Origin of the sequence: Roseibium porphyridii, from assembly GCF_026191725.2 — a bacterium.
Lineage (GTDB): Bacteria > Pseudomonadota > Alphaproteobacteria > Rhizobiales > Stappiaceae > Roseibium > Roseibium porphyridii.
In genome coordinates this window covers 1,733,026-1,745,777 of record NZ_CP120863.1, presented here as the reverse complement: position 1 = coordinate 1,745,777, position 12,752 = coordinate 1,733,026, and the positions used below count along the sequence as shown (strand labels likewise).

The window sequence follows — 12,752 nt, the reverse complement described above, 5'->3', positions numbered from 1 at the left end:
GAAATTGACAAAGCGTACCAACATCTTGCTCATCACCACCGATCAGCAGCACTTCAGCGCTCTCGGTGCCGTCAATCCAAAAATCGACACGCCAAATATCGATCGGTTGTGCCGGAACGGCACGCGCTTCGACAAGGCATATTGTCCTGCGCCCACCTGCACACCATCACGATCAAGCATTATTACAGGCTTATATCCCTCTCAGCATGGAGCCTGGACGATTGGCTGCAAACTGGACGAGACTATTCCGACAATCGGAAATTCATTGTCTCAGCACGGCTATGCCACAGGACTTATCGGGAAAGCCCATTTTCAACCGCTCGCGGGCGACAGCCTGGAAAAACAGCCACTGCTGAGGGACATCCCATTCTGGCGCGAATTCAATGGGCCTTTCTATGGTTTCGAGCACGTAGAGCTTGTGCGCAACCATGCGGATGAAAGCCACGTTGGTCAGCATTATGCCGCTTGGCTTGAAGACAAGGGATTGACTGATTGGCCTGACTATTTTCAGCCGCTTCCTGGCGACGATGCCTCCAAAGCGCCTGCGCGCGCACCAGATGCTCCCTATTGGGCCCGCAAGGACCGGAATTGGCAATTGCCTCAGGAGTTGCACTACACGCCCTGGATCGGTGAACGGTCTGTCGCCTTCCTGGAAAAAGCAAAGACCGAAGGAAAACCCTTCTTCCTATGGACAAGTTTTCCGGATCCTCACCCTCCCTACACGGTTCCCGAGCCGTGGGCCTCAATGTACGATCCGCAGGACATGGAACCGGGTGAAGTCGTCCCGGGAGAACACGATCTCAACGCACCGCATTTCGCGAAAACTCAAGAGCCTGATCCAGACTTTGCAAGCTGGCATGACCCGCACGAAGCTCACGGCTGTGACAGCCACCTTTATCCAAAGGACGAGCTCAAGAAGGATATGGCCGCCTATTACGGTATGATGAGCTTCCTGGATCAGGAGGTTGGACGCATCCTTGATTATCTTGATGCCGAGGGCCTGACTGAAGACACGCTGATCGTCTTTACCACAGATCACGGGCACTTTTTGGGACAGCACGGACTGGTCGCCAAAGGGCCATTTCACTATGAAGACATGCTCCGAATTCCCTTTATTGTCAGTTGGCCGGGACGAGTACCTGAAGGTCATGTGAGCAAGGCTATTCAAAGCCTGCTCGATCTGACACCAACTTTTCTTGAAGTTACAGGTCTTGGTCCAGCCCCCGAATTGCAAGGAGTTTCGCAGTTGCAAACCTGGCTGGGAACAGGTCCGGACGCTCGCAGTTTTGCAATCTGTGAAAACAGACACAATCCGGTCATGCCCCATGTAACGACCTACATCGAAGACCGTTTCAAGATTTCCGTCTACAGAACCGAAGAGCATGGAGAACTGTTCGACCTGGAGGAAGACCCGAAAGAGATCAAGAACCTGTGGCACGACCCAGAAAGTCAGTCATTGAAAACTCAAATGCTCCTTCGGATGATGCAAGGCGTCCAATGTTCTGAGCCTTTGAAATCTCCTCGCGTTGCACAGGCCTGAAGAGTGAAATTGAACCAGGCATCACACAAGGCGTGCTGCACCCCGAACAGGGGCCTCATCGATCGTCCTGACTGTGCCGAACAAAAGACCCCAACATCAAGCGACGGAAGGCCAGATCTCGACACGGCGGTCATCCCCGGCGGGAACGCAATTCTCGGAACGAGGTTCCCGCTGATACCGAATGATGGAGAGGAAAGCCGGAAGGCCCCTGTGTTGCGTCAATTCAAAATGACGACAACCACAATCACGAATGCAGAATATGCGGCCTTCGTCCAAAGCACCGGTTATGTAACAGACGCAGAGCGATACGGTTGGTCGTTCGTGTTCTGGGCACAGCTTCCCGACAGCACAAGCGAAACGCAGGCAGTCGCCGGGACGGAATGGTGGCGAAAAGTTGAAGGAGCGAACTGGCGACATGTGGCAGGACCGGGAAGCGAAGCAGGCTGGCAACCTGATCATCCTGTCGTGCATGTTTCGTGGAACGATGCCAAGGCATTTGCCAGCTGGGTGGGTGGACGTCTGCCCACCGAGGCTGAATGGGAACATGCCGCACGAGGAGGATTGGGAGATATCCCTTATCCGTGGGGAACCCGGGAACCCGACGATGAAACTTTCCAACCCTGCAACATATGGCAAGGCCGGTTTCCGCAAGACAACCTTGCTTTGGACGGACACCTAACAACGGCACCTGCGAAGTCGTTCGAACCCAATGGCTTCGGCCTCTACAATATGGTTGGAAATGTCTGGGAATGGGCGGCAGAACCTTACAAAATTCCTTCCTTGAAAAGGGCAGTTCGGCAAAAGCTCGCTTCCATGAAGGGGTTCAAGTTGCTCAAGGGAGGTTCATTTCTGTGCCATCGAACCTATTGCTGGCGCTACCGCATTGCAGCGCGAAGCGGCGCGTCGCCCGACACGTCTTTGGCCCATCAGGGATTTCGAGTGGTTTTTGATCAATGAGCGCAACATCCACTAGCGTGGACACATCAGATGCCAGCTGCATACTCCGCGTGAAGGCAAATGCTCAAACAGCCTGACAATCGATCTTTGGTTCGGAAAAAAGAATGTACGCCAAGCACAGGATAGACCTGCGACTGCTGACATATTTTCACACCGTCGCGGCGACCGGCAACATCACAAAAGCGGCTGAAGAATTGAACATCGCTCAGCCGACTTTGTCGAAAGCCCTGAAACTTCTGGAACGACAGACAGGCACAACCTTGATGGAACGCAGCGTGCATGGGATCAAACTGACCCCCATAGGGGAACGGCTCCAGCAACATGCAACCATTGTCCTGGCGCAAGTCGGCAAGGCGCTGGACGAAGTCGACCAGCTCCGCACAGGTGGACTGGGCGAGGTTCGGGTGGGTGCAGGTCCTTCCTGGGTAAGGCGGTTTCTGCCAGAAATCGTCGCTGAGATGATGCAAGAAAGCCGCGACATCAAAGTGGAAATTGTCGGCGGTTTCGATGACAGCCTTACGGAACGGTTGGAAGCCGGCGAACTGGACTTTATTGTAGCTGAACTTCCTCTTGCCGGTGTTGACGAAAATGAAGTCGACAAGCTGACCACCGACAATCTTGTTGTCGTCGGCCGGCCGGAACATCCATTAGCAGGCCGAAAAAATGTCTCCGCTGCGGAAGCTCTGTCACATGACTGGGCGCTCCCACCGGCAAACAATCTGGCAAGACGAAAACTGGATGGTGGCGCAACGACACTTGGCTTGGCACCGCCACGGCCGGAAGTCGTCTCATCATCGCAAACGTTTCTGATGACCGTTGTGCATCTTGCCGATTTGCTCCTCTACACGACCAGGACACAGCTAAAATCACCAGAAGGCAAAGGACTTGTCGAAATGGATGTGCCGCAACTCATCACCAGCCGCGAAGCCGGAATTATCTACCGAACACCCCGCCTGCTTTCCCCGGCGGCTGCACTGCTGGCAGAGCGATTGAAGGAAGCCTGCAAACAGGATCCATTTAATTAGTGGCAGAAATCCAACATTGATCCCATAGCTATTAGCTATGGAATTGCTCAATAATATCATTTTTTCATGCCATCGGGACACGCTACGCTTGGAGCAATCTGAAGGAGTAACTGACTTCGTTCAGATGATGGGAGGATCAAAATATGCTTTTTCGAAATAACTTCGCCAAACGCGCCTTGCAAACCACCGTGGCCCTGGCTGCATTGACAGGTACGGCATTCGGACCAGCTGCAGCCGCGGACCAGGAACCGATCACAATCGTGATCAATCAGTCCCCCTGGTTCGCGGGATTCCAGGCCGTTGTCGAAAAATATGAGCAAGAGACAGGTAACACCGTCGAGCTCGACGTAAACCCATTTGCCGGCAGCCTTGAGAAACAACGCACGGCGGTCCGCTCCGATGAAAGCCCGTTTGATCTTGTCATCATGAACGCGGGCTTCTTCACCGAATTCTATACCGGTGGATTTCTTGATCCACTGAACGCGATCGATCCGGAATTCAAACTCAGCAAAGACATCTATACGTTCGATGACAGTGTCTGCTGGGATGCCAAAGCCGTCCGCATAACATGCGAAACCGGTGAATTGATGTCGGTCCCGGTAAACCCGAACATTCTTATTCTTCACTACCGATCGGATCTGTACCAGGAACACAATCTGTCGGTGCCTAAAACCTGGGACGAGTTGCTGGAGAACGCAAAGGTTCTGAAGAGCAAGAACATGTATGGCATCTCGCAACGCGGTCAACGCGGAGCCTTCGACGTCACCTACGATGTCTTTCCGTACATCTGGGCATATGGCGGTGGGATCATCGATCAGCAAGAAGACGGCAGCTACCGCATTTCCATGAACAGTCCTGAGACACGGGCAGGTATGGAAATGTATTTGAAACTCGCCGAAGAAGTCGGTCACCCGTCAACTGCCGGACAAACCCAGACAAATGTCATCCAGAACATGGCGACCGGCCGTGCCGCGCACATTGATTCCGTACTCGCTCCGGGGCTGTTCGATAATCCTGACAAGTCTGCGGTTGTCGGCAAGGTCGATTATGCGGCTCCTCCAGGCACTGTAGAACATGGTTCTGCGACCCCGTTGGGGCATTGGCTCGCCGGGGTTCCAATGAACATTCCTGATGCCAACAAAAAGGCTGCGCTCGCATTCCTGACCTGGTTCCAGACCGACGCAGCTCAGCGGGCTTATGCAGAGGCAGGATCAGCTCCTGTCAGCCGTGCTGTCCTAACCTCAGAGATGGCGGATACGCAGGAGTTCCGTTGGATGAAAGCGCTTGCCGATGCGCTGCCAAATGCCCGGCTGACGTTCACAATTCCCGAGGCCAGTCAGCTCCTGGCGGTGACCGAGCTGCGTTTCAACCAGGCGATCGGTGAAGAAATGCCATTGAACGAAGCCTTGAACACAGCAGCGGCTGAGATCGCCAAAGTGCTCGAGGACGCGGGCTACAAGTACCAGAAACTTGAAGATCTGAACTAGTCGCACTCCTCCCCAACTCACGGGGCTGTTTGTCACCGGACAGCCCCTTTTTTCTTACGATTTTGCTGGATTCGACCCTATGAGTGCAGACAGGTTTTGGCGGCATGCAACTCTGTGGCCAGCTATTTTGCTCTTTGTCGCGCTGACGATACTGCCATTGGCCAATCTACTCGCACTGAGTTTCAATGATGTCGAATGGGTGAACAGAACACCTGTGTGGAACTGGGTCGGTGTCTCTAACTATCAGAAATTACCCGACGACAATCTGCTGCGCGCAGGATTGCTGAACACCGTGATTTTCGCGGTCGCCGCTGTCGCGATCCAGATGTTGATCGGCTTCATTCTGGCGCTGTTGACCACCCAGATCACCCGCGGCCGCAGCTTCTACCGCACCATCTTCATCCTGCCCATTCTGGTGCCTGGGATTATCATCGGAGCGATCTGGAAATTGATGTATTCCTACGATTTCGGCGTTCTGAACCAGGTGCTCGGTTTCTTGGGAATATCAGCGCTTGATTGGCTCGGAAGCCCGAACTTGGCTCTCCTGTCGGTTATCATTGTCGACGTGTGGCACTGGACGCCATTCTGTTTCCTTCTTTTGCTGGCCGGTTTGGAGTCTTTGCCCGACGATATTTTTGAGGCGGCCCGCATTGACGGCGCTACTGGTTGGCAGATCCTGCGCGACATCACGCTTCCACTCATGATGCCAGCCATCATAGTGACCTTCGTCTTTCGAATGATCCTCGCTTTCAAGGTTTTCGACGAGATCTACCTTCTGACCGGCGGCGGTCCGGGGACCGCCACGGAGGTGATCAGTTTCACGATTTACCGCCGCTTCTTCACCGAAGACCAATCTGGATACGGTGCGGCTATGTCCATTGCCGTCATCGCGATCATCGCCGCAATGATCATCGTCGCGACGAGGGCAACTGCTGGTCGAGGGAGCAAAGTATGAGCGAACGCCTTCGATCTGCAGATCTGCTGCGTCATGCGGTTCTCTTCACCTTTGCCGTAATTGTGCTGTTCCCATTTTTGTGGATCGTTATGGCGGCCTTCAAGACCCAGATCGACCTGCTCATGGGTCGGTTCTTTTTCCAGCCGAACCTGACGGGTTTTGTCGATGTGATCTTCGACAAGACGTCAGACTTCGGCAGGAACTTCATGAATTCGATGATCGTCGGCATCGGCAGCACCATTCTGGTTCTGGTCGTGGCGACACTCGCGGCCTTTTCTTTGTACCGATTGCAATGGCCCGGCTGGGTATTGCATTCGTTGCTCGGATGGTCGGTCATCTTTCACATGGTGCCGCCAATCACGCTTGCCGGCGCCTGGTATACAATGATGCGTTCCGTGGGACTGGATAACACCTATACGGGCCTCATCCTGGCTCATGCGACCTTGAACCTGCCAATGGCTCTCTGGATGATGGGTGTTTTCATCCGTGACGTTCCAAAGGAACTTGTCGAGGCTGCGCAAATCGATGGCGCCAACGTTCCAAACATACTCTGGAACGTCGTTCTTCCCATCGTCCGCCCCGGCATCGCTGCGACAAGCATCCTGACGTTTGTTTTCAGCTGGAACGAGTTTCCCGTCGCGCTGGTTCTGACACAGAGGCAAACAGCGACCGTCCCGCTCGGGATCGGTAAATACGCCCAGGAGAACACAATCGCCTTTACGGAAATGGCGGCAGCTTCGACGCTTTCAATTGTTCCAGCACTAATCCTGCTGGTCTTTGCTCAAAAACTGATCGTTCGCGGACTGGTTTCCGGCGCAGTTAAATAGGTGAATTATGAAAACGGTTTTCGTGCTCTTCGATTCTCTCAACCGGCACATGCTCTCACCCTATGGCGGCACTCGAATTCCAACGCCGAATTTTGACCGTCTGGCGGCAAGGAGCACCACATTCGACAAGCACTATGTCGGTTCGATGCCCTGTATGCCCGCCCGACGGGATCTTCTTACAGGGCGTCTCAGCTTCCTGCACCGCAGCTGGGGCCCCATGGAGCCTTTCGACAATTCGTTCCCCGAAATTCTCGCAAGGGAAAAGGGCGTCTACAGCCATCTGGTAACGGACCATTTTCACTATTTCGAGGACGGCGGTGCCACCTATCACACAAAATATGACAGCTACGACTTTATCCGCGGACAGGAAGGTGACCGCTGGAAGGCCATGGTGCAGCCGCACTGGGAACGCTTGAGGGAAAAATACGCTGAGGGTCAATTTTCCAAGGAGCGACGAACTTACAAGGCGCAGAACATCATCAACCGGGAGTTCATCCGGGAGGAAAAGGATTTTCCGTCAGTACAGGTTTTCGATGCCGGTATGGATTTCATCGACCGGAACAAGGATGCCGACGATTGGCTTCTTCAGATCGAGACCTTTGATCCTCACGAGCCATTTCATGCCCCTGAAGCGTACAAGAAACCATTCGAAACCGGTTGGACAGGCCCTATTCTCGACTGGCCGAGATACGGCCGTGTAGACGAGCTTCCAGAAGAATGCGAGGAGCTGCGCGCCAACTACTATGCAACTGTTTCGTTGTGTGACGCTCTTTTGGGCCGTCTGTTGGATCAGTTCGACCGTGAGAATCTGTGGGACGATACTCTTCTGGTGGTCACAACAGACCATGGTTTTTTGCTTGGAGAGCACGATTTCTGGTCCAAAAACCGGATGAATATCTATGAGGAAATCGCGCATATTCCGCTGTTCGTATTTGACCCGAGAAGACCCGGAAGTCATGGAACGCGCGTCGACGGATTGACACAGACGAGTGATATCGCACCAACATTTCTGCACGCCTATGACGCGAAGGTTCCTGGAGAAGTCTGCGCCCAGTCGTTGCTTCCAATGCTTGACGGTGCCCCTTCGACCTACGAAGCGATCCTCTACGGCTATTTTGGAGGGGCAGTGAATATCACGGACGGGCGCTATACCTACCACAGGTATCCGCCCGACTTGCGAACGCAGGAAATCTATCAGTACACGCTCATGCCAACGCATATATATGAGCCCTTTGCCCTCAAGGAGTTGCGCGAAACAACCCTGGCGGATCCCTTTCCGTTCACCAAAGGAACGCCATTGCTGCGCGTACCGGTCAAGCCGGGAACGGCAATGTCCCGTGCTTACGGGCCGGATTGTTTCATTGAAGACGACACTCGCCTCTACGACCTTGAAACGGATCCAGGTCAGCAAACACCGTTGGCTGAGGCAGACATCGAGGCCAGATTGGCCACCGCAATGGCGCGTATAATGGACACATTAAGCGCACCGCAGGAAGCTTTCGACCGCCTCTCGCTAAGCACCACGATGAGTGCAGCAGAATGAGCGCCAACTGGCCAATATCTGAGCGGGCCCTGCTGGAAGCCTTGGTCGGCGACCGGCGGCAACTGGCCTCCATTCGACAGGTGGAGCTGCAGGACGGTGCAGAACGCGGTGTGCGAGCGCTTGTGTTTTCTACCGGCGCCGGACTTGATTTCTGGGTTCTCCAGGATCGCAGCATGGACATTGGCCTGCTGAGCTGGCGGGGAACTCCCCTTGCCTGGCATCACCCGGACGGTTTTGCAGACCCAGCGCTGCGCCCATCTTCAAGCGACGCGGGTAGAGGTGTGCAGCGTGCCCTGGGAGGATTTCTCGTCACGTGCGGTCTGGACAATGTTCGTCAACCGCGTGGCGATCTTCCTCTACATGGCTCGCTTCCGTTTACCCCCGCGCGGTTGATTTCCTCATTCGAAGACTGGTCGTCACCTACTCCTGCCCTCATAGCGGAAGGTGAAATCGTTTCCGCGCATCTGGGTAAGTCCTGCTACCGAATGCGCAGACGCATCGAAGCACCGATTGCCGGATCGAGTCTCACGATAAAGGACTGGGTGGAAAATATCGGGCCAAACGAAGCTGAACTCATGATCCTCTATCACATGAATTTCGGCTTTCCGGTTGTGGCTCCAGGGACGACTGTCTCACTGAACCATTCACCTGTCCCTTTCAAGGCCCCGATTACGTCCGGCTGTGCGAAAACCGACCTTGAAGCAGATTGCCGACCCTCAGCTGGAACCAACGGTCGCTTCCAGGTGGATCTTCATCGAGATGCCTCCGGGCCATGGCCTGGAATTCACGTGAGGCTTTCAGGAGAGGCGTCTGCGTTGCCATATATGCAGTTCTGGCGGGATCCTCGCCCAAGACGAAATGTCCTGGCTATTGAGCCGGCCAATTGCGATCGCAACTCCGACGGCACCAGCGGACCTGGCACGACGCTCGCGCCCGGTGAGGTGTGGACCTCAACCCTTCAAATCGAATTTTCCGGACCTTAACGGACAGCCGACAAAGGAAACAGTCATGGCAACCGTATCGCTGCGAGGCGTCAACAAGTCATTCGGCAGACATCAGGTCATCAAGGACATCAGTCTTGATGTCGAAGAAGGTGAATTTGTCGTGCTGATCGGCCCGTCCGGCTGTGGCAAATCCACTCTTTTAAGAATGATCGCCGGTTTGGAATCCATTACGACCGGCGAATTGCTGATCGACGGCAAGCGTATGAACGACGTTCCCCCGCGCGAACGCGGCATCTCCATGGTGTTTCAGTCTTATGCGCTCTACCCGCATATGACGAGCGAGAAGAACATGTCGTTTTCGTTGCGGATCGCGGGCGTCTCAGAAACAGACAGAAAGCAAAAAGTGCAGCACGCTGCTGACATACTCGGACTGTCTTCCTACCTTGAGCGCCTGCCTCGGCAGTTGTCTGGGGGGCAAAGGCAACGTGTCGCCATGGGGCGTGCCATCGTTCGCGAACCCTCCGTGTTTCTGTTCGATGAACCGCTTTCCAATCTCGATGCAAAACTGCGTGTAAAGATGCGGGCCGAGTTGAAGGAACTGCATCAGAAATTAAAGACGACGACAATCTATGTGACTCACGACCAGGTCGAGGCCATGACACTCGCAGACAGGATTGTTGTTCTGCGTGACGGAGTGATCGAACAAATGGGGGCACCGCTCGACCTCTATGACGCTCCAGCAAATGCCTTTGTAGGTACCTTTCTGGGGTCCCCGTCGATGAACCTATTTGACGGAGAGATCCGCCAAGGTGAACCGGACGCAGTTTATTTGCCTGATGGAGAACGCTTCCCGTTGTCGCAACGCTCAGAACATCGCGGCCAGGTGCAAGTGGGCATACGCCCTGAGAATCTGAAGCTTGTTGCGCAATCAGATCCCAACACGATTACGGCAGAAGTCGTCGTTGTGGAACCAACTGGAAGCATTACGGAAATCGTTCTCAGAAAAGGCGAAAGGGACTTTACAATTACATCATCCGAACGCCTGAACTTGCAGGCTGGAGAAACGGTATCGCTGGCCGCAGACGCAAACGCCATACAAGTGTTTGAGGCCGACGATAAACTGCTTCTGAATGAAAGCGCTTAGCGCCGCACAACATGGCATCCGCTTTCGGACATTCATTTCATTGGTTCAGACTCTGCTTGAGCTACTCTCTGAAGTTCGGACACATGCGTACGCTGCTGACCTTCAACAACAAGGTATTCTGGTCGTCGATGTGTCTCAGATTGATGTTGGCGGCCACAGCACTTTTGCAGGTTCATTGCTTGTGCTGTTACCCAAAATGGTCCTGTCCACCATGAGAACGACAACGACGGCAAGATGATCGCCCCCCGGTTTGCAGCCTCTGTTCAGGTTGAATGAGAATGCCGCCTTACTTGCGTTGCACAGTCGTGAGCATGTCACCAAAAGGTCCAAAAAGTCGCCGTGTTAATGTGTTGATCAGCTGGCAGTTTTTGGAGCACGGCCCTGCAGCAAACGGCAGCCCGCTATAAAGGCCTCTTCACCTTGAATACACGTGATGGAGTGTCCGTGCCGGGTAAATGCCAGATGGTAGGCGCTCAGGAGTTGCTGAGATCCAATGACGATCAGTTCGCCGGAACGATCTGCTTTCATCTCTGCTGTTGCCGCGGCTATTTCCGAACCGATCATGACGCCGGACACAAATGACTTTCGCTCCACGGGGCTGCGATGCGGATCCGCGACGAACTCAGCGCGCACCCGAAAGGGTGCTTCCAACAGATTGCCGTCCGAGCGCACACATTCGACACCGGCGACAAAGGTGTTCCTGTCCATCTCAGCGCCAGCGTGCCGCATGCAATCTGCAAGAACACTTTGACCACACATCAGGTCGAAAAGTTCTCCAGTCATAAAGGTGCGGATCGATGTGATGCTGCCTTCACTGACATTCACCCATTTGCTGTGAGAACCTGGCAGGCAAAAGACGGCATTCTTTTCGTTCTGCAATGCCATGCCTCCAAGAACCTGCACCTCCTCACCGCGCATGATCCCGCTGACATGCCCGGTGTCTTCGCATGAGGCGACCCCGGGAACGATTTGGATTTCGGCACATTGGGAATGTTGGGCCGTAAATAGCTTTTCGGCGATCATGGCAGCAACGCAAGGCGCGCGAACAAGAGGCACCGCACACCAGCCCAGATCACTGCCGACCATGCCAGCCATCAAGATCTTTGCAACCCGATCTCCCTCAAGCCAATCGCCTATGTTTTCCTGCAAGACTGCTTCACAGCTGCCGGGATCGATCTTCTTGACGCCCTGCACTGAAGCTCTTTGGTCCAGACAATTCCCGGTCTCATCGACAAGGTAGGCCCGAAAACTGCTTGTGCCCCAGTCTACATAAACTGCATTGGCCGTTGGCTTATTCACTTGACACTCTCCACTTCCAACGAGACGGTCCTCAACCTGGCGACGCCCGGTCAACAGTTCTCCGAATTGTCGTAAACAAGCCTGAAACCCATATGAGTGGAGGCGGAATCCGCCGTATTTGCGGTACGGGCGGCGATGCGGTACCGGAAGCAATAGCTTTGATGGCAAAGGAATGAACCACCCTTTAGAAGAGCCATGTCCTTGAGAGACGACATCGCCACTTTGCTGCTGCTATGCCGCATCGGTTCGTTGACGAAAGAATCCGCGGTCCACTCCCATACATTTCCAACCATATTCTTGAGGCCGTAACCGTTGGCTTGAAAACTGTCGGAAGGGGCTGTGGCTTCAAAGCCATCAGATGCCAGGTTCGCATTCGGAAAATCGCCTTGCCAAATATTGCAGGGCGTGAAGGCGTCGTCTGGGTCCTGATCTCCCCAGGGATAACGCACATCGCCCAAGCCACCACGCGCGGCATGTTCCCATTCCAGTTCTGTTGGCAATCGACCTCCTGCCCACTGTGCAAATGCAATCGCATCGTTCCTGGAAACGTGGACGACCGGATGATGCGCCAATGCGCTGCGGGTGTCTTCCCGTCCGCAAAGGCTACTCCAACAGGCACCTTCCGCAACTCGCCACCAAGGCGTTTGCGCAACCGCTTGCGTGGGGGGAAAATCATCCGGCAACTGATGATGGAAAACAAATGACCAGCCGATGCGTTCTGCATCCGTCTGATATCCGGTCGCCTCAATGAAATGTGCAAATCGCTGAGTTGTAACGGCAACCCTATCTATCTCGAAAGACTGGACCTTTCCAAACCGTATGGGTCCTTCGAAATCTGATCGGATAGCAGGAAAATCTGTGCCAAGCATGGCCTTTGAGGCCTGGATTTGAGCGACCATTCGTTCGCTTCGATCCTCGGCGGCAAGAGGAAAACTGCAGGCTGTTTTCCTGATTGCCGTTTCACCGCCTTGCCTCACCGCGCAGCAAGATCGATCTCCATTCAAATTGGCTTCCATGCAGACCTCCCTGGA

At 54.3% G+C, this 12,752-nt stretch carries 11 protein-coding genes; 9 read left to right on the top strand and 2 right to left on the bottom strand.

Annotation, left to right across the window (positions count from 1 at the left end):
- Positions 1–4 precede the first annotated feature (4 nt).
- The 9 genes from K1718_RS08075 to K1718_RS08035 all read left to right on the top strand — a co-directional run bounded on the left by K1718_RS08075 (position 5) and on the right by K1718_RS08035 (position 10,422).
- Positions 5–1,540, top strand: coding sequence for a sulfatase family protein (locus tag K1718_RS08075; protein WP_265683629.1), 1,536 nt, complete (start codon positions 5–7; stop codon positions 1,538–1,540).
- A 9-nt stretch (positions 1,541–1,549) separates the two neighbouring features.
- Entirely contained in the window at positions 1,550–2,497 is a 948-nt protein-coding gene (locus K1718_RS08070) for a formylglycine-generating enzyme family protein (protein WP_265683627.1), read from the top strand.
- Positions 2,498–2,601: 104 nt separating this feature from the next.
- Complete coding sequence (locus K1718_RS08065) at positions 2,602–3,522, top strand: LysR family transcriptional regulator (protein WP_265683625.1); 921 nt, start codon at positions 2,602–2,604, stop codon at positions 3,520–3,522.
- Between the two features lie 143 nt (positions 3,523–3,665).
- Entirely contained in the window at positions 3,666–5,009 is a 1,344-nt protein-coding gene (locus tag K1718_RS08060) for an ABC transporter substrate-binding protein (protein WP_265683623.1), read from the top strand.
- A gap of 79 nt (positions 5,010–5,088) precedes the next feature.
- On the top strand, positions 5,089–5,964 hold the full coding sequence (locus K1718_RS08055; RefSeq protein WP_152500447.1) for a carbohydrate ABC transporter permease: 876 nt from the start codon (positions 5,089–5,091) through the stop codon (positions 5,962–5,964).
- Positions 5,961–6,791: a carbohydrate ABC transporter permease gene (locus K1718_RS08050; RefSeq protein ID WP_265683620.1), complete on the top strand. Its 831-nt coding sequence runs from the start codon at positions 5,961–5,963 to the stop codon at positions 6,789–6,791. Before K1718_RS08055 ends, K1718_RS08050 begins: the two co-directional genes overlap by 4 nt.
- Positions 6,792–6,798: 7 nt before the next feature.
- The gene (locus K1718_RS08045; protein ID WP_152500445.1) at positions 6,799–8,334 is read left to right on the top strand and encodes a sulfatase; all 1,536 of its coding nucleotides are present in this window, start codon (positions 6,799–6,801) and stop codon (positions 8,332–8,334) included.
- Entirely contained in the window at positions 8,331–9,317 is a 987-nt protein-coding gene (locus tag K1718_RS08040; RefSeq protein WP_152500444.1) for a DUF4432 family protein, read from the top strand. Before K1718_RS08045 ends, K1718_RS08040 begins: the two co-directional genes overlap by 4 nt.
- Positions 9,318–9,342: 25 nt before the next feature.
- A complete protein-coding gene (locus K1718_RS08035) occupies positions 9,343–10,422 on the top strand; it encodes an ABC transporter ATP-binding protein (protein ID WP_152500443.1) in 1,080 nt (359 codons plus the stop codon).
- Between the two features lie 354 nt (positions 10,423–10,776).
- On the opposite strand, the gene K1718_RS08030 is transcribed toward K1718_RS08035, so the two are convergent.
- Positions 10,777–11,721: a 2-dehydro-3-deoxygalactonokinase gene (locus tag K1718_RS08030; RefSeq protein WP_265683615.1), complete on the bottom strand. Its 945-nt coding sequence runs from the start codon at positions 11,719–11,721 to the stop codon at positions 10,777–10,779.
- A gap of 50 nt (positions 11,722–11,771) precedes the next feature.
- Positions 11,772–12,737 (bottom strand): formylglycine-generating enzyme family protein, encoded by a 966-nt coding sequence (locus K1718_RS08025; RefSeq protein WP_265683613.1) that lies wholly within the window; start codon positions 12,735–12,737, stop codon positions 11,772–11,774.
- Positions 12,738–12,752 lie beyond the last annotated feature (15 nt).